Annotated in this window: 15 protein-coding genes and 1 riboswitch; of the genes, 8 read left to right on the top strand and 7 right to left on the bottom strand. The window is 70.7% G+C overall.

The window, feature by feature from the left end; all coding sequences use genetic code 11:
- Positions 1–126 precede the first annotated feature (126 nt).
- Both cdgB and ACFY9E_RS24095 read left to right on the top strand, forming a co-directional pair.
- Positions 127–1,785 (top strand): diguanylate cyclase CdgB, encoded by a 1,659-nt coding sequence (gene cdgB / locus ACFY9E_RS24100; RefSeq protein WP_390987418.1) that lies wholly within the window; start codon positions 127–129, stop codon positions 1,783–1,785.
- A gap of 117 nt (positions 1,786–1,902) precedes the next feature.
- Complete coding sequence (locus ACFY9E_RS24095) at positions 1,903–2,844, top strand: carbohydrate-binding protein (RefSeq protein WP_390987417.1); 942 nt, start codon at positions 1,903–1,905, stop codon at positions 2,842–2,844.
- A gap of 82 nt (positions 2,845–2,926) precedes the next feature.
- On the opposite strand, the gene ACFY9E_RS24090 is transcribed toward ACFY9E_RS24095, so the two are convergent.
- The 4 genes from ACFY9E_RS24090 to ACFY9E_RS24075 all read right to left on the bottom strand — a co-directional run bounded on the left by ACFY9E_RS24090 (position 2,927) and on the right by ACFY9E_RS24075 (position 6,620).
- Positions 2,927–3,301, bottom strand: coding sequence for an SH3 domain-containing protein (locus tag ACFY9E_RS24090; RefSeq protein WP_390987415.1), 375 nt, complete (start codon positions 3,299–3,301; stop codon positions 2,927–2,929).
- Positions 3,302–3,393: 92 nt separating this feature from the next.
- Positions 3,394–4,323, bottom strand: coding sequence for a hexose kinase (locus ACFY9E_RS24085; RefSeq protein WP_390987413.1), 930 nt, complete (start codon positions 4,321–4,323; stop codon positions 3,394–3,396).
- 120 nt (positions 4,324–4,443) lie between these two features.
- Entirely contained in the window at positions 4,444–5,679 is a 1,236-nt protein-coding gene (gene nagA / locus ACFY9E_RS24080; RefSeq protein WP_390987411.1) for an N-acetylglucosamine-6-phosphate deacetylase, read from the bottom strand.
- Positions 5,679–6,620, bottom strand: a complete 942-nt coding sequence (locus ACFY9E_RS24075; protein WP_390987409.1) for an ROK family protein — start codon at positions 6,618–6,620, stop codon at positions 5,679–5,681. The genes nagA and ACFY9E_RS24075 overlap by 1 nt, the downstream gene beginning before the upstream one ends.
- A gap of 133 nt (positions 6,621–6,753) precedes the next feature.
- Here ACFY9E_RS24075 and ACFY9E_RS24070 point away from each other — a divergent pair, with 133 nt between their 5' ends.
- Both ACFY9E_RS24070 and ACFY9E_RS24065 read left to right on the top strand, forming a co-directional pair.
- A complete protein-coding gene (locus tag ACFY9E_RS24070; RefSeq protein WP_390987407.1) occupies positions 6,754–8,007 on the top strand; it encodes an extracellular solute-binding protein in 1,254 nt (417 codons plus the stop codon).
- A gap of 33 nt (positions 8,008–8,040) precedes the next feature.
- A complete protein-coding gene (locus ACFY9E_RS24065) occupies positions 8,041–8,286 on the top strand; it encodes a DUF3263 domain-containing protein (RefSeq protein WP_390987406.1) in 246 nt (81 codons plus the stop codon).
- Between the two features lie 108 nt (positions 8,287–8,394).
- On the opposite strand, the gene otsB is transcribed toward ACFY9E_RS24065, so the two are convergent.
- The 3 genes from otsB to ACFY9E_RS24050 form a co-directional block, all read right to left on the bottom strand.
- On the bottom strand, positions 8,395–9,333 hold the full coding sequence (gene otsB / locus ACFY9E_RS24060) for a trehalose-phosphatase (RefSeq protein ID WP_390987404.1): 939 nt from the start codon (positions 9,331–9,333) through the stop codon (positions 8,395–8,397).
- Between the two features lie 7 nt (positions 9,334–9,340).
- Positions 9,341–10,729: a trehalose-6-phosphate synthase gene (locus ACFY9E_RS24055; protein WP_390987402.1), complete on the bottom strand. Its 1,389-nt coding sequence runs from the start codon at positions 10,727–10,729 to the stop codon at positions 9,341–9,343.
- A gap of 73 nt (positions 10,730–10,802) precedes the next feature.
- Positions 10,803–11,774 carry a glucosyl-3-phosphoglycerate synthase gene (locus ACFY9E_RS24050; protein WP_390987400.1) on the bottom strand — a complete coding sequence of 324 codons (972 nt, stop codon included), beginning with the start codon at positions 11,772–11,774 and terminating at the stop codon, positions 10,803–10,805.
- 155 nt (positions 11,775–11,929) lie between these two features.
- Positions 11,930–12,085, top strand: a riboswitch (SAM riboswitch).
- Positions 12,086–12,100: 15 nt separating this feature from the next.
- On the opposite strand from ACFY9E_RS24050, the gene thrC reads away from it, so the two are divergent.
- The 4 genes from thrC (at position 12,101) to groL (ending at position 16,353) form a co-directional block, all read left to right on the top strand.
- Positions 12,101–13,387: a threonine synthase gene (gene thrC / locus ACFY9E_RS24045; RefSeq protein ID WP_390987398.1), complete on the top strand. Its 1,287-nt coding sequence runs from the start codon at positions 12,101–12,103 to the stop codon at positions 13,385–13,387.
- 85 nt (positions 13,388–13,472) lie between these two features.
- Positions 13,473–13,748 carry a MoaD/ThiS family protein gene (locus ACFY9E_RS24040; RefSeq protein ID WP_283974768.1) on the top strand — a complete coding sequence of 92 codons (276 nt, stop codon included), beginning with the start codon at positions 13,473–13,475 and terminating at the stop codon, positions 13,746–13,748.
- 446 nt (positions 13,749–14,194) lie between these two features.
- On the top strand, positions 14,195–14,398 hold the full coding sequence (locus tag ACFY9E_RS24035) for a cold-shock protein (RefSeq protein WP_010035953.1): 204 nt from the start codon (positions 14,195–14,197) through the stop codon (positions 14,396–14,398).
- 332 nt (positions 14,399–14,730) lie between these two features.
- Positions 14,731–16,353: a chaperonin GroEL gene (gene groL, locus ACFY9E_RS24030; RefSeq protein ID WP_283974767.1), complete on the top strand. Its 1,623-nt coding sequence runs from the start codon at positions 14,731–14,733 to the stop codon at positions 16,351–16,353.
- Positions 16,354–16,476 lie beyond the last annotated feature (123 nt).

The raw sequence follows: 16,476 nt of genomic DNA, 5'->3' as shown, positions 1-16,476 counted from the left end.
GGGCAGGAATTGTTGACCCTGTGTACCGAGTGAGCAGCGCGCTGTGATTCAGTGGCGGGGAAGCTGCCAGGACGATACGCCGACGAGACCCTTGAATCGCTGCGAGTACTCGGGGGGAGGGCGAGCATGGAGACCGAGTCGGAGCCTTACGTCCGTCTTGCGTCCCTGCGACAACTGCACCAGGTCATGGCCGACATGAACACGGCCCGCAGCCTGGCGGACACACTGCAGACCGTCGCGGAGGGCGTCGTGGCGGCCCTCGGGTACGAGCTGGCGTGCGTGAACCTCGTACGGCCGGACGGCGACCTCGTCGTCGCCGCCTTCGCCGGGAACCCCGCCGCCGAGGCCCTCATCACCGGCCGGGTCGGCTCGCGCGACTCCTGGGAACGCCGCCTCGGCATGGGCGAGCACTGGGGCGATCTGGTGTTCATACCGCACACCGAGGGCTGGGTCCTCGACGACGACGACGTCCCGCAGTGGTACACCGACGGCCCCGCCCCCCGCTTCGAGGACGAGTGGCACCCGGCCGACCGGCTCTTCGCCCCGATGTACGCGCCCGCCCCGAAGGGCAGCGGGACGTGCGGCGAACTGATCGGCGTGCTCTCCGTGGACCGGCCGCGCAACGGCCGCCGGCCCGGGGCGTGGGGCCGCGAGGCGCTCCAGATGTACGCCTTCCAGGCCGCCATCGCGATCAGCAACGCCCGGCTGCGCGCCAACATGCAGCGCGCGCTGGTCCGCCTGGAGCGCGAGCAGCAGGCGCTGCGGGCGAGCGAGGAAAGCTTCAGGCAGGCCTTCGAGTACGCACCGTCCGGCATGGCCATCGCCGAGATGGGCGGCGACCAGCACGGCCGGATCCTGCGCACCAACGACGCCCTGTGCCGGCTGCTGGGCCGCCCGGCCTCCGCGATGCGCCGCTACTCGTTCTCCGACCTGGTCCACCCCGAGGACATAGGCACCCTGCTGCGCACCTCGGCGGAGGGCGGACGCGCGGAGCTCCGCCTCGGCCGCCGCGACGGCACGTACGTCTGGGTCAGCCTGCGCAACAGCGTGGTCGCGGACGCCGCCGACGGGCCGCGCTTCCTCCTCACCCACGTCGAGGACATCGAGGAGCGCAAGCGCCGCGAGCTCCAGCTCGCCCACCGCGCCTCGCACGACTCGCTCACCGGCCTGCCGAACTCCGCGGAGCTTCGCTCCCGCCTGTCCGCCCGGCTCTGTCAGCGCGCGGCGGCCCCGCACTCGGTCGTGGAGTCCGTCGACGCGGCCTACGGCCATCCCGCCTTCGACGTGGTCGGGCCCGGCTTCGACTTCCGGCAGGGCGCCGAGACGTTCGACGCCTACGACCACCATGTGCACACCGTCGCCCCGGACGGGGACCACGACGACGGCACCAAGGGCCTCGCCGTGCTCTTCTGCGACCTCGACGGCTTCAAGTCGATCAACGACCGGTTCGGGCACAACGCGGGTGACGCGGTCCTCATCGAGGTCGCCCGGCGGCTGAGCAACGGCGTCCGCGACGGTGACACGGTCGCCCGGCTCGGCGGTGACGAGTTCGTCATCCTCGCCGACGGGCTCGGCCGCGCCGACGCCCAGGACCTCGCGGTCCGGCTGCGCAACGAGATCATTCAGCCCATCCGCGCCGAGGGGCGGGCCGTCCGGGTGGGCGCCAGCTTCGGCATCGGATGGGCACACTGTGGAATGACGGCGGACGAAGTGTTGAAATCCGCTGACGAGCGGATGTACGTCGAGAAACGATCTCGTCCCAAACAACACAGACGCGCCGGGTGAAGCCCAGGTCAGTGAGTTGATGCGGTCTGAGTCACCCGTTTGGGTCTCCGGGAGCGGGTAGGCTCGCTTACTCACCCGTGTACCGCATGCACCGCACCTGACTGAGGAGACCAAGGGATGACGCCCGGCAACAACGGCGCGAGCACGCCCGAGGACGACGACCCGTTCGGCTATCTCTACGCCGACGGGCAGGCCAACGGAGCCCAGCCGCCGTCCGGGGGCTACGGCTACCCGAACTCCGTCAACCGAGTGCGAGCGGTCGGCACACGCCCCTACGGCCAGCAGCAGCCGCAGGGCGGTCAGACCGCGCCCTACGGCCAGGTCCCGCAGCAGCAGGGTGGCTACAACCGGCCGAACGCGCACTACGCGGCGCCGGAGACGTTGCCGGGCGGTGCGCAGACCGCACAGCACGCCAGCCCCGCGGGTGGTGGCGGCCGGGGTGGCCGCGGCCCCAACACCAAGGGCCTGCTGATCGGCGCGATCGCGGTGGTCGCCGCGGTCGTCATCGGCATCGGCGTGGCCATGCTGGGTGGCGACAAGGACAAGGACAAGGCGTCCGACGAGGTGGGCACGAGCCCGACCCAGTCCGAAGAGTCGAAGCCGAGCCCGTCTGCCAGCAAGGCTGGAGCGGCCAAGCCGGATCTCCCGAAGACCGACGCGAAGGCCCTCCGGCTCAGCCCCGGCATGACGACGGCGTCCGACTTCAAGGGCGCGAAGGCCGACGGCGGGGTCTACGTGACGGGCTTCAACCAGGTCGGCGCCAAGGTGACCTGGACGGTGGACGGCATCGAGAAGGCCGGCAGCTACCGGCTCTACGTGCGCTATGGCGTGCCGGGCGTGGACGCCGACGGGACCCTGGTGGTCAACGGCAAGGCGAACCCCCAGCCCTTGAGCATGAAAAATTTCGGGGGCACGCCCAAGGGTGACTGGGAGCATGGCTGGAAGGAGACCTGGGCCACGGTGAACCTGACCAAGGGCACCAACACCATCGAGCTTGCCTGCAACGAGGGCAACAAGTGCGATGCGGTGCTCGACCAGTTCTACGTCGCCAAGGGCTGACCCACCCCGCGCTCATGACGGCGGCCGTCTCCCACACTGTGTGGGAGACGGCCGCCGCCGTACGAGCGGAAACGAGCTCAGCTCACTCGACCCGGCCCCACTCCAGGCAACGGCTCGCGGCCCACGCCTTCTTGCCGTTCCACTGAACCTCGTGCCAGTCCTTCTCGGTCGGCGAGCTGCTCGTGCACTTGTAGGCGCCGCCGTTGTGCGTGCCGCTGCACCCGGCGACCCAGCACTTCACGATCTTCCCCTTCTTGAGGGTGCCGACCTTCCGTGCGGTGGTGCTGGGCTTCTCACGGATGCTGACGTCCCGGACGTCGCTCCAGCCGCCGCCCCAGTCCTGCACGGCCGCCGGACCGGCGTTGATCTCCGGCGCCGCCGAGGCCCCGGAGTTCATGGTGGCCATGAGGCCGACGGAGGCGATGCCGACCATGGCCAGCCTCGTGATCTTGTTCAATTGTTCCCCCAGCAAAAATGGTCGATCTTTGGTCATCCGCGATCTTAGGCGAGGCAGAGGCGGATCGCCCACGGATTTCGATCAGGTGTGCGCTACGCCGCCGAGGCCTCGCTCGTCACCCTGATCTGCTCGAGGAGTCCCTCGTACACCCCCCGGTCGAACTCCCCCGCAACCGGTGCCGTCACCGTCGCCGCCGCCAGGGCCGTCGCCCGGGTGAGGCGGGTCGGCCAGGGGAGGTGTTCGACCAGGCCGGACAGCAGGCCCGCGACCACCGAGTCGCCGGCGCCCGTCGGGTTGCCGCGTACCGAGGTGGGCGGGGAGGCTCGCCAGCGGCCCTCGGGGGTGACGGCGAGCAGGCCCTCGGCGCCGAGGGAGGCGACCACCGCGCGGGCGCCCCGGCGGCGGGCGTCCTGGGTGGCGCGCAGGGGCTCGTGGGAGCCCGTGAGTTCCGCCAGTTCGTCGGTGTTCGGCTTGATGATGTCGGGGCGGGCCGCGACGCCCCGGCGCAGGGCTTCGCCGCTCGTGTCCAGGAGGACCGGGACCCCGGCCGCCCTGGCCGTACGGACCAGGCCCGCGTACGCGCCCACCGGGACGCCCGGCGGCAGGCTGCCGCACAGGGCCACCGCCGACGCCGAGGGGAGCAGGTCCCCGTAGGCCTCCTGGAAGGACGACCACTCGGTGGGTGTGACGAACGGGCCCGGCTCGTTGAGTTGCGTCGTGTCTCCGGTCCGTTCGTCGACCACGGCGATGGTGCGGCGGGTCGCGCCGGAGATCGGGACGAGCGCGTCCACGACGCCCGGCACCGCCGCGAGCTTCTCCCGCACGACCCGGCCCGTCGCCCCGCCGGTGAATCCCGTCACCGTCACCTCGTGCCCGAGGGCCGCGAGCACCCGGGCCACGTTCACGCCCTTGCCGCCGGGGCGTTCGGTCACCTCGGAGACGCGGTGGGAGGCGTGCGGCCTGAGCGACCCGACGCGGTAGGTGATGTCGAGAGCGGTGTTCAGCGTGACCGTGAGGATCACCTGGGCCGACCTCCCCCGATGTGCTTGACGACGTGAATATGCAGGTAGTCCGATCATGCCAAAGAGACGGCGGCCGGCCCAGTCCTGGAGTCGGCCACCGTCTGTCGACTGCGGGATGGATCACCCCAGTTGGGGACCGACCACCCATTCGCCCCGGCGCATGACGCCCTTCAGCTCGTGATCGGCGTCCAGGAGCAGCAGGTCGGCGAACTTCCCGGGCTCCAGTGAGCCGATCGTGTCGTCCATGCCGAGCAGGCGGGCCGGGGTGGCGGACAGGGCCGTCACCGCGTCCTCGACGGACAGCCCGTCGACGGTGACCGCCCGCTGGAACGCGCGGTCCAGGGTGAGCGTCGAACCGGCGATCGTGCCGTCCTCCACGAGACGGGCCACGCCGTCCGCGACCTCCACCTCCAGCGGGCCCAGCCAGTAGCGTCCGTCGCCGAAACCGGCCGCGTCCATCGCGTCGGTGATGAACGCGACCCGGCGGGCGCCCGCGTGGTGGAACGCCAGCCGGAGCGCGGCGGGGTGCAGGTGGGTGCCGTCGTTGATCAGCTCGACCGTGATGCGGTCGTCCTCCAGGAGCGCGGTGACCGGGCCGGGGGAGCGGTGGCCGAGCGGGGGCATCGCGTTGAAGAGGTGGGTGGCGACCGTGGCGCCGGCGTCGATGGCCTCGACCGTCTGCTCGTAGCTGGCGTCCGTGTGGCCGATCGCCGCGATCACGCCGTGGTCGGCGAGGAGGCGTACGGAGTCGAGGCCGCCGGGCAGTTCGGTGGCCAGGGTGACCATTTTCGCCTGGCCCCGGGCCGCGTCGATCAGCTTGCGGACCTCCGTGGGGTCCGGGTCGCGCAGGAGGGCCTCGGAGTGGGCGCCCTTGCGGCAGGGAGAGATGAACGGGCCCTCGAAGTGGACGCCGGCGATCTCGCCCTGCTCGGCCAGTTCGCTCAGCAGGCCCGCGCGTCGGGTGAGGAAGTCCATGTCGCCGGTGACGGTGGAGGCGACGAGGGTGGTCGTGCCGTGCAGGCGGTGGGTGTGGATGCCCTTGAGGATGTCCTCGGCCGAGCCGGAGGTGAAGGAGGCCCCACCGCCGCCGTGGTTGTGGATGTCGACGAAACCGGGGAGGACGTAGTGGCCGGTCACGTCGATGACGTGGGCGTTTTCCGGGGCGGTGGCGGCGATGCGGGTGCCGTCGATCACCAGCCGGCCGTTTTCGACGGTTCCTGTGGGGAGTACCACCGTCGCGCCGGTCAGGACCGTGGGGTGTCCGGCCGTCGCGGGGTGCGGGTGCGTGGGGGCTGGTCGCGCCCCGCGGCGGAGCCGCATCTCGACGCTGTCCCGCGCCCCTGAGTCCGCTGCCATCAGGGCGTTACCTCCGTACGGTCGGTGTGGTCGAGGAGATCCCACGCCAGGAGCCCGGCGCCGAGACATCCGGCTGTGTCCCCCAGTGCCGCGGGGACGATCGACGGCTGTTTCTGGAAGGTGATGCGGCCGCGGATCGCTTCCCGCAGGGGGGTGAAGAGGGTTTCCCCCGCTTCCGCCAGGCCACCCCCGATGATCACCGTGCGGGGATCCAGCAACGTCAGGGCCGTGACCAGGCCGTCGGCCAGGGCGTCGACCGCCTGCCGCCAGACCGCCGCCGCCTTCGGGTCGCCGGAGCCCACCGCCTTCGCGCAGTCGGCCGCGTCCGCGCCCGGGTCGCCGGAGGCGGCGGCCCAGGCCTCGCTGACGGCGGCCGCCGAGGCGAAGCGCTCCAGGCAGCCGAGCTGCCCGCACGGGCAGGGCGCCCCGCCGGGGCGTACGACGATGTGGCCGATCTCGCCCGCGAAGCCGTGCGCGCCCGCCTCGACGCGGCCGTCGACGCCGATGGCGCCCGCGATGCCGGTGCCCAGAGCCACGAAGAGGAACCGGTCCGTGCCCCGGCCCGCGCCGAGGCGGCCCTCGGCGAGGCCGCCGGTGCGCACGTCGTGGCCGAGGGCGACCGGGGCGCCCAGCCGCTCCGCCAGCAGGTCGCGCAGGGGGACGTCGCGCCAGCCGAGGTTGGCCGCGTAGACCGCGACGCCGCGCGCCTCGTCGACGATGCCGGGGACGGCCACGCCGGCGGCGCCCGCGGGCGTGCCGAACCGCTCGGCGCCGTAGGCGCGCAGCTCGGCGGCGAAGTCGAGGATGCCCGCGACGACGGCGTCCGGCCCCTGGGCGCGTCCGGTGGCCCGGCGGGCCCGGTGCAGGACCTCGCCCCCGGGCCCGGCCAGCGCGGCCTTCATTCCGGTGCCGCCCACGTCCAGGGCGATGACATGTCTCACGGGGAACAGTGTGACCCGGGGACCCGCAAGAGGTCTAGTCCACTCACGTGGTGTAGACCTTGTTCCGCATATCGAAATGTTTTGGCGGCGGTGACGCCGGGGTTGGGGAAGAACAGCAGTGCAGCGGCGGCGGATGGCAGGAACGATCGCGGTGGTGTCCGCGCTGGGCATGACGGCGGTCCTCGGCGGCTGCGGAGTCACGGGCGGCTCGGGCGACGTGACCCTGAAGCTGGTCGCCGCCGACTACGGCGACAGCGCGGCCAACAGCTCGAAGAAGTACTGGGACAAGCTCGCCGAGGAGTACGAGGCCGACCACCCCGACGTCACCGTCGACGTCAGCGTCTACTCCTGGAACGACATCGACCGCAAGGTCAGGGAGATGGTCGCCGCCGGTGACCCGCCGGACATGGCGCAGATCGGTGCGTACGCCGACTACGCCGCCCAGGACCAGCTCTACAAGGCCGACGACGTGCTCTCCATACGTACGCAGGCCGACTTCGTCGGGCAGCTGGCCTCCGCGGGCCAGGTGAAGGGCGTGCAGTACGGCCTGCCGTTCGCCGCCTCTACGCGGGTGCTCTTCTACAACAAGACCCTCTTCGCCAAGGCCGGCATCACCCCGCCCGAGTCCTGGGACGACCTGGCCGAGGACGCCGAGGCGCTCAAGGCGAAGGGTGTGAAGTACCCGTACGCGCTGCCCCTCGGCCCGGAGGAGGCGCAGGCCGAGACCATGCAGTGGATGCTCAGCGGCGGGGGCGGCTACACCGACGGCGTCGACAGCTACGGCATCGACTCCCCGGAGAACATCGACACCTTCTCCTGGCTGAAGGAGGACCTGGTCGGCAAGGACCTGACCGGGCCGGTCGCGCCGGGCAATCTGAACCGGGCCGCGGCGTTCGCCGCCTTCGCCAAGGGCGAGGTCGGCATGCTCAACGGCCACCCCTCGCTGATGAAGATCGCCGCCAAGAACGGCGTCAAGTACGGAATGGTGCCCACGCCGGGCAAGGAGGGCCCGAGCAGGTCCACGCTCGGTGTCACCGACTGGATGACGGCGTTCCGCAAGAACGGCCACCGCGACCAGGTGGGCGACTTCCTCGACTTCGTCTACAGCGAGAAGAACGTGCTGGCCTTCTCCCGCGAGTACGACCTGCTGCCGGTCACCACCTCCGCGTCCGGCACCATGGCCTCCTCCGACGAGGACCGGCACCTCAGGCCGTTCCTGGAGGAGCTGCTGGCCTCCGAGCTCTACCCGGTCGGCAAGACGTCCTGGGCCGACGTCAGTTCCCAGGTCAAGCAGCAGATCGGCAAGGCCGTCGCCCCCGGTGGCAGTCCCTCGGGCGTCCTGGGCCACCTCCAGGCGTCGGCGACCCGGGCGGAGAGCGCGGAGTAGGCGCTGTCGGTGGCGGGCGCTACGGTGCCGGGCATGGACGAGGAGCACGACGGGACGCGGCTCGGGCGCAGGGAGCGGGACATCCTCGCGCTCGAACGCCGCGGCTTCTCCGGGCCCGGCGCGAAGGAGCGGGCCATACGCGAGGAGCTGGGCCTGGCCCCCGTGCGCTACTACCAGCTCCTCAACGCCCTGCTGGACGACCCCCGGGCCCTGTCCCACGACCCGGTGACGGTGAACCGGCTGCGGCGGATACGGGAGACGCGCCGGGCGGAACGCTGAGGGCCGTGGGGTGTCCGGCCGCCGCGGTGTGCGGGGGCGTCGTGGTTGTCCGCGCCCCGCGACGGAGCCGCACATCGATGCTGCCCCGCGCCCCTGAGTACGTGCCCTTCAGCCGATGAAGTCCGCCAGCGCCCTCAGTAGCCCCACTACACCCTCCGGGCCGTCGACCACCAGGTCCGCCCGCTTCCGCAGTTCCGTCACCTCGTCGCTGCCGCTGCACACCAGCAGGCCCGGGGTGCCGTCCGCGCGCAGGGTGTCGACGGCGGCGTAGGCGGGCAGGTCGCCCAGGTCGTCGCCGCCGTAGAGGACGGACCCGGCGCCGATCTCGCGGGCGAACCCGGCGAGGGCGACGCCCTTGTCGATGCCGGGCGGGCGCAGTTCGAGGACCATGCGGCCGGGCTCCACGACGAGGCCGTGCCGGATCGCCAGGGCGGTGAGCGGTTCGCGCAGGGTCTCGAAGGCGCCCTGCGGGTCGGGGGCCCGGCGGGTGTGCACGGCCACGGCCCGGCCCTTGTCCTCCACCCAGGTCCCGGTCCCTTCGAGGAGCACGGGCAGCTCGGCGCGGACGGCGTCGACGCCGGGGTGCGGGTCGGGGGCGGTGACCTTGCCGCTGCGGGCGTCCCACCGCTCGGCGCCGTAGTGGCCGAGGACGACGAGGCGCTCCAGTCCCGGTGCGCCCGCGAAGCCGCCGTTGCGCACGGCGACCTCGGCCGGCCGGCCGGTGATCACCGCCACGGCGGCCACCTTCGGCGCGAGCGCGGCCAGCGCGGGCAGCGCCCCCGGGTGGGCCCGGGCCCGCTCCGGATCGGCCACGATCGGCGCGAGCGTCCCGTCGAAGTCGAGCCCGATCAGCGCCTCGTCCGGGCGCGCGAGGAGGGCGGCGAGCCCCTCCTGCCCGGCCCGCGTGACGGGTGTGGGCAGGAGCTCGGCGCCGGGAGCGTCCGGCCCGCCCGGCCGGCTCGTGGCACCGCGCCCGGGCGGCTCGTCCTGCCGCCGCCGCGCGGCCGGCGAGTCGTGCGGGACACCCCCGCCCGTCTGGCTGCTCATCCGCCCCTCAGCCCCTCAACGCTTCGAGCTGGTCCACGAACCACTGCGCCGGCGGCAGCGCCGTCGCCGCCGCGGCCAGGCGCTTGCAGCGCTCGGCGCGTTCCTCCGGGCGCATCGACAGGGCCTCGTGCAGGGCCTGGGCCGTGCCCGTGACGTCGTAGGGGTTCACCGTGATCGCGTCCTCGCCCAGCTCCTCGTGCGCCCCGGCCTCCCGCGACAGCACCAGCGCGCAGCCCGCGTCGGAGAGGAGCGGGACCTCCTTGGCGACGAGGTTCATGCCGTCGCGGATGGGGTTGACGAGCGCCACGTCGGCCAGCCGGTAGGCGGCCAGCGAGCGGGCGAAGTCGTCCTTGACGTGCAGCACGACCGGCTTCCAGCCCGGCGTGCCGTACTCGGCGTTGATCTCGTCCGCGACGCGCTGCACCTCGGCCGTGTAGTCCCGGTACACGGCGAGGTCCTGTCGCGAGGGGTACGCGAAGGCGACGTGCACCACCTGCTCGCGCCACTCCGCGTGGGCCTCCAGCAGCCGGCGGTACGCCAGCAGACCGCGCACGATGTTCTTGGACAGCTCGGTGCGGTCGACACGGACGATGGTGCGGCGGCCCTCGCCGATCTCCTGCCGCAGCGCGGCCATCCGCTCCTCGACGTCCGGCTCGTGGGCCCGCTTGCGCAGGAAGTCCGCGTCGGCCCCCAGTCCGTGCACCCCGACCCGCGTGCCGCCGAGCCCGCCGGCGAACTGCTCGGCGCACGCGGTGAACGCCTCCGCCCAGCGCTCGGTGAGAAAGCCCAGCCGGTCCGCGCCGAGCATGCCGCGCAGCACCTGCCCGGCCACGTCGTCCGGCAGCATCCGGAAGTACTCCGGCGGCGCCCACGGCGTGTGCGAGAAGTGCCCGATGCGCAGGTCGGGCCGCAGCTCGCGGAGCATGCCCGGCACCAGCGTCAGGTGGTAGTCCTGCACCACGACCGCCGCGCCCTGCGCCGCCTCCTCGGCCAGCGCCTCGGCGAAGGCCCGGTTGTACGTCTCGTAGGACGCCCACTGCCGCCGGAACTCCGCGTCGAAGACCGGCTCCAGGGGCGTCTGGTACAGCATGTGGTGGACGAACCACAGGACCGAGTTGGCGATGCCGTTGTACGCGTCGGCGTGCACGTCGGCCGGGATGTCCAGCATCCGCACGCCGTCCTCGCCGATTCCGCGCCTCACCGCCTCCCGGTCGCCGTCGGACAGCGCCGAGCACACCCACAGCGCGTCCGCGTCCGAACCGATCGCGGAGAGCCCGGAGACCAGGCCGCCGCCACCCCGTTTGGCGTCCAGCGAACCGTCCTCGCCCACCGTGTACGAGACCGGACCGCGGTTGGAGGCCACCAGCACCTGCGCAGCACCGTACGTTGAAGCCATAGACCTCAACCTAGCCCGGCCCGGAAACGCTCAAACGTACGGATCTGCCGCGCCCGGCCGAAAACGGCCCCGGTCAGGCCGCCCTCCGCGCCTGGTACTCGGCGATCTCCACCATCGGCGGACGTTCCTCGGTGTCCACGGAGTACGTCCGCGGCTCGAAGCCGTCCTCGCCCCGCTCGAACTGCGTCAGGGACGGCCGGACCATGTGCCCGCGGGCCAGCCGCAGCTGGGCCGTGCGGTAGATCGCGGCGGCCATCCGGCCCAGCGCCTGCCCGTCCTGGTGCCGGTGCTTGCGCACCCCGACGTCCACCTGGGCGAGGGCGTCCAGGCCCGCCAGGTGCAGGGCGTCGACGAGCATGCCCAGCTCCACGCCGTAGCCGACGGGGAACGGCAGCCGCTCCAGCAGGGAGCGGCGGGCCGCGTACTCGCCGCCGAGCGGCTGCACGAAGCCGGCCAGTCGCGGCCAGTGCATGTTGAGCAGCGGGCGCGCCATCAGTTCGGTGACCCGGCCGCCCTGCCCGGCGGTCGTGCCGGAGGCGAGCGGATCGAACTCAGTGCCGAGCGGACGGTCGTACATGGCCTTCACCAGGTCCACGTCCGGCTCGGTGAGCAGCGGGCCCACGATCCCGGAGACGAAGTCGGACGAGAAGTCCCTGAGGTCCGCGTCGACGAAGCAGACGATGTCCCCGCGGGTGACGAGCAGGGAGCGCCACAGCACCTCGCCCTTGCCGGGCACGGTGGGCAGGCGCGGGAGTATCCCGTCCCGGTGCACCACCCGCGCGCCCGCGGCGGCGGCCACCTCGGACGTGCGGTCGGTCGATCCCGAGTCGACGACGACCAGCTCGTCGACGAGCGGGACCTGCCGCATCAGGTCGTGGCGGATGACGGAGACGATGTCACCGACCGTCGCCTCCTCGTTGAGCGCGGGCAGCACGACGCTGACCGTCTGGCCCGTGCGCTGCTTGGCGGCCAGGATCTGGTGGAGCGGGCGATCGTTCGCGGACCAGGAACGGGTGCTCAGCCACCGCTCGACTTCTTCCAGCACCGTGGCGGCTCCTCTGCGTACTCCAGGCGGGACGGACTGTGATCCATCTCGCGGTTCGGACGGCTATCTCAACTGTCCTGGTCGTCGGTTACAGTCTTGAACAACGCGGATGACCATCGCATGTCCGGGGTCACCCGCCGCCTACAACCACATACAGCTCATCCAGAGGGGCAGAGGGAAACGGCCCGATGAAGCCCCGGCAACCCTCCAGTCGGTTCTCGTAGGTCACTGGCGACCACTTCGCGAGGCTCCCGGCTAGGGAAGGTGCCAAATCCGTCTCACGGCGAAACGCGTCGTGAGGAAGATGAGGAAGGGCCTCGCCTCACATGGCTGTGCAGACTGTTGCAAGCACCACTGACTCCACCGTAGACCTCGGTCCCGCCGCGGCGCTGAGCTGCCGCGAGTGCGGTCACCGCGTCCCCCTCGGCCCGGTCTTCGCGTGCGAGGAGTGTTTCGGCCCGCTGGAGATCGCCTACGACTTCTCGGCCTACGACACCGAGGAACTGCGTAAGAAGATCGAGGCGGGCCCCGCGAACATCTGGCGTTACGCCCCCCTGCTGCCGGTTCCGGCCGACGTGGCGGACAAGCCGAACATCAACCCGGGCTGGACCAAGCTCGTCAAGGCCGACAACCTCGCCCGCGAGCTGGGTGTCGACGCCGGCAAGCTCTTCGTCAAGGACGACTCCGGCAACCCGACGCACTCCTTCAAGGACCGCGTCGTCGCCCAGGCCCTGGAGGCCGCCCGCGCCTTCGGCTTCACCACGCTCTCCTGCTCCTCCACCGGCAACCTCGCCGGTGCGGTGGGTGCCGCCGCGGCCCGCGCCGGCTTCCGCTCCTGTGTCTTCATCCCGCACGACCTGGAGCAGGGCAAGGTCGTCATGGCCGCGGTCTACGGCGGCGAGCTCGTCGGCATCGAGGGCAACTACGACGACGTGAACCGCTTCTGCTCCGAGCTGATCGGCGACCCGGCCGGAGAGGGCTGGGGCTTCGTCAACGTCAACCTGCGGCCGTACTACGCCGAGGGCTCCAAGACCCTCGCGTACGAGATCTGCGAGCAGCTCGGCTGGCAGCTGCCCGACCAGCTCGTCGTGCCGATCGCCTCCGGCTCGCAGCTCACGAAGATCGACAAGGGTCTGCAGGAGCTGATCAAGCTCGGTCTGGTCGAGGACAAGCCGTACAAGATCTTCGGCGCGCAGGCCGAGGGCTGCTCGCCGGTGTCGACGGCGTACAAGGCCGGGCACGACGTGGTCCGCCCGCAGAAGCCGGACACCATCGCCAAGTCCCTCGCCATCGGCAACCCGGCGGACGGGCCGTACGTGCTGGACATCGCGCGCCGCACCGGCGGTGCGGTGGAGGACGTGAACGACGAGCAGGTCGTCGACGCGATCAAGATCCTCGCCCGGACCGAGGGCATCTTCGCGGAGACCGCCGGTGGTGTGACGGTGGGCGTGACGAAGAAGCTGATCGAGAGCGGTGCGCTCGACCCGTCGAAGACGACCGTGGTGCTGAACACCGGGGATGGTCTCAAGACGCTGGATGCGGTGGCGGGCACGGGTCTCACGGCGACCATTCGGCCCAGCCTGGATTCGTTCCGGGCAGCTGGGCTCGTCTGATCGTTGATCCCTGCGGGCCGGTGGGGGTTGCTCGCGCAGCTCCCCGCGCCCCTAGGTTTGTCACCCAACCGGAGGTTTTGAAGTCATGAGCGTCACCGTTCGCATCCCCACCATCCTGCGCACCTACACCGGCGGTCGGGCCGAGGTCGCCGCCGAGGGGGCGAATCTCGGCGAGGTCATCGCCGATCTGGAGAAGAACCACACCGGGATCGCCGCCCGGGTGCTGGACGACCAGGGCAAGCTGCGCCGGTTCGTCAACGTGTACGTCAACGACGACGACGTGCGGTTCGAACAGGGACTGGAGACGGCGACGCCCGACGGTGCCGGGGTGTCGATCATTCCCGCCGTCGCCGGCGGCTGAACCGGTCGACCGGCCCGATTATTACCTTCGGTAACGGCCGTCACTGAGAGTTCATTGAATTGCCCCCTCCGTGAGAGAAGCGGAGGGGGCAATTCTGCGTGATTGAGCGCGGTACAGTTGGGGAACGCGCTCCTGATCCTCTGATCGGAACCCTGAATTCCTGCCGCGAGCCCGACAAGATGTAGCCAAAGTGTGCGCATCTTTTGCGGCTTTTGTTCCCTTTGTGGAGCCCGACTTGCCCTGAATTCGGGCGAATTCTCCCTACATTCCGGACCCTGCGCGTCCAGAATTCTCGTCCGATTGACCTGTTGCAGACGGCAGTTGGACAGATACATTCGGCCGCGGTCGACGCGTTCCGGCGCACGCCCCCAACCGTGGGGGGTGAGGTCTGACCCGGGTCCGCGAAGTGTGGATCTGTGCAAGGGCCAGTAATAGGGGAGTTAGGCATGGCTCAGGGCACCGTCAAGTGGTTCAACGCGGAGAAGGGGTACGGCTTCATCGCGGTCGACGGTGGTGCGGATGTTTTCGTCCACTACAGCGCGATTCAGATGGACGGCTACCGCACCCTTGAAGAGGGCCAGCGGGTCGAGTTCGAGATCTCGCAGGGCCAGAAGGGACCGCAGGCCGACATGGTTCGCGTCTCTGCCTGAACGCGCACCACGACCAACGCTCAAGCGACCGGTCTTCTCAGAAGGGCCCGTACCCCCCGGGGTGCGGGCCCTTCGGCCTGTTCGAAAGCCCTGCCGGACGGCGTTCGCGGGCGGCTGACGACCCCGCCCGATCCCCGGGAGGCGCTTGCACTCGCAGGGGTCGAGTGCTAATCATTGCGTTAGCACTCTGAAGGTGAGAGTGACAACGTAAGGACCGGGTCGGTGAGGCCCACGGACCGGATGGGGCAAGGAACCAACCGGTCGGGGCCGTCCGTCGCGGGCGCGGGCGCGGTCCGAAGTAATCACCCCCAGTCCTGGAGGGACCACTTCACATGGCCAAGATCATCGCGTTCGACGAGGAGGCGCGGCGCGGCCTCGAGCGCGGCATGAACCAGCTCGCGGACGCCGTGAAGGTGACGCTCGGCCCCAAGGGCCGCAACGTCGTCCTCGAGAAGAAGTGGGGCGCGCCCACGATCACCAACGATGGTGTGTCCATCGCCAAGGAGATCGAGCTCGAGGACCCGTACGAGAAGATCGGCGCCGAGCTGGTCAAGGAAGTCGCCAAGAAGACGGACGACGTCGCCGGTGACGGTACGACCACCGCGACCGTGCTCGCCCAGGCCCTGGTCAAGGAGGGCCTGCGCAACGTAGCCGCCGGCGCCAACCCGATGGCCCTCAAGCGCGGTATCGAGAAGGCCGTCGAGGCCGTCTCCGCCGCCCTGCTGGAGCAGGCGAAGGACGTCGAGACCAAGGAGCAGATCGCCTCCACGGCCTCCATCTCCGCCGCCGACACCCAGATCGGCGAGCTCATCGCCGAGGCCATGGACAAGGTCGGCAAGGAAGGCGTCATCACCGTCGAGGAGTCCCAGACCTTCGGTCTGGAGCTGGAGCTCACCGAGGGTATGCGCTTCGACAAGGGCTACATCTCGGCGTACTTCGCCACCGACATGGAGCGTATGGAGGCCGTCCTCGACGACCCGTACATCCTGATCGCGAACTCCAAGATCTCCAACGTCAAGGACCTGCTCCCGCTCCTGGAGAAGGTCATGCAGTCGGGCAAGCCGCTGCTGATCATCGCCGAGGACGTCGAGGGCGAGGCCCTGTCGACCCTGGTCGTCAACAAGATCCGCGGCACCTTCAAGTCCGTCGCCGTCAAGGCCCCGGGCTTCGGCGACCGCCGCAAGGCGATGCTGCAGGACATCGGCATCCTCACCGGCGGCGAGGTGATCTCCGAGGAGGTCGGCCTCAAGCTGGAGAACGCCACGATCGACCTCCTGGGCAAGGCCCGCAAGGTCGTCATCACCAAGGACGAGACCACCATCGTCGACGGTGCCGGCTCCGCCGAGCAGGTCCAGGGCCGGGTCAACCAGATCCGCGCCGAGATCGAGAACAGCGACTCGGACTACGACCGCGAGAAGCTGCAGGAGCGCCTGGCGAAGCTCGCCGGCGGTGTCGCGGTCATCAAGGCCGGTGCCGCCACCGAGGTGGAGCTCAAGGAGCGCAAGCACCGCATCGAGGACGCCGTGCGCAACGCCAAGGCGGCCGTCGAGGAGGGCATCGTCGCCGGTGGTGGCGTGGCCCTGCTGCAGGCCTCCTCGGTCTTCGAGAAGCTGGACCTGGAGGGCGACGAGCTGACCGGCGCCAACGCCGTGAAGCTGGCCCTGGAGGCCCCGCTCAAGCAGATCGCCGTCAACGGTGGTCTCGAGGGTGGCGTCATCGTCGAGAAGGTGCGCAACCTGCCCGTCGGTCACGGTCTGAACGCCGCGACCGGTGACTACGTCGACATGATCGCCGAAGGCATCATCGACCCGGCGAAGGTGACGCGCTCCGCTCTGCAGAACGCCGCTTCCATCGCCGCGCTGTTCCTCACCACCGAGGCCGTCATCGCCGACAAGCCGGAGAAGGCCGCCGCGCCCGCCGGCGGCGGCATGCCGGGCGGTGACATGGACTTCTGATCGACCTGACGGTTGATCGACGTCCTTACCGAGGGCGGTACCTCCTGTTCGGCAGGAGGTGCCGCCCTCTGGCGTGTCCGGTGCGCGTCCCGCGTGATCGGCGCGTGACCGGGATCACAGCCG

The sequence above is a fragment of the Streptomyces sp. NPDC012466 genome, assembly GCF_042955215.1.
Taxonomy (GTDB): Bacteria; Actinomycetota; Actinomycetes; order Streptomycetales; family Streptomycetaceae; genus Streptomyces.
The sequence above is the reverse complement of the archived record's forward strand: the minus strand, read 5'-3'. Positions and strand labels throughout refer to the sequence as shown.

What these genes read in the sequence shown, in the direction of transcription:
- cdgB (WP_390987418.1), top strand. Translation starts at nt 127, where the DNA reads ATGGAGACCGAGTCGGAGCCTTACGTCCGTCTTGCGTCCCTGCGACAA.
- ACFY9E_RS24095 (WP_390987417.1), top strand. Translation starts at nt 1,903, where the DNA reads ATGACGCCCGGCAACAACGGCGCGAGCACGCCCGAGGACGACGACCCG.
- nagA (WP_390987411.1), bottom strand. Translation starts at nt 5,679, where the DNA reads ATGGCAGCGGACTCAGGGGCGCGGGACAGCGTCGAGATGCGGCTCCGC.
- ACFY9E_RS24070 (WP_390987407.1), top strand. Translation starts at nt 6,754, where the DNA reads ATGGCAGGAACGATCGCGGTGGTGTCCGCGCTGGGCATGACGGCGGTC.
- ACFY9E_RS24065 (WP_390987406.1), top strand. Translation starts at nt 8,041, where the DNA reads ATGGACGAGGAGCACGACGGGACGCGGCTCGGGCGCAGGGAGCGGGAC.
- otsB (WP_390987404.1), bottom strand. Translation starts at nt 9,333, where the DNA reads ATGAGCAGCCAGACGGGCGGGGGTGTCCCGCACGACTCGCCGGCCGCG.
- ACFY9E_RS24055 (WP_390987402.1), bottom strand. Translation starts at nt 10,729, where the DNA reads ATGGCTTCAACGTACGGTGCTGCGCAGGTGCTGGTGGCCTCCAACCGC.
- thrC (WP_390987398.1), top strand. Translation starts at nt 12,101, where the DNA reads ATGGCTGTGCAGACTGTTGCAAGCACCACTGACTCCACCGTAGACCTC.
- ACFY9E_RS24040 (WP_283974768.1), top strand. Translation starts at nt 13,473, where the DNA reads ATGAGCGTCACCGTTCGCATCCCCACCATCCTGCGCACCTACACCGGC.
- ACFY9E_RS24035 (WP_010035953.1), top strand. Translation starts at nt 14,195, where the DNA reads ATGGCTCAGGGCACCGTCAAGTGGTTCAACGCGGAGAAGGGGTACGGC.
- groL (WP_283974767.1), top strand. Translation starts at nt 14,731, where the DNA reads ATGGCCAAGATCATCGCGTTCGACGAGGAGGCGCGGCGCGGCCTCGAG.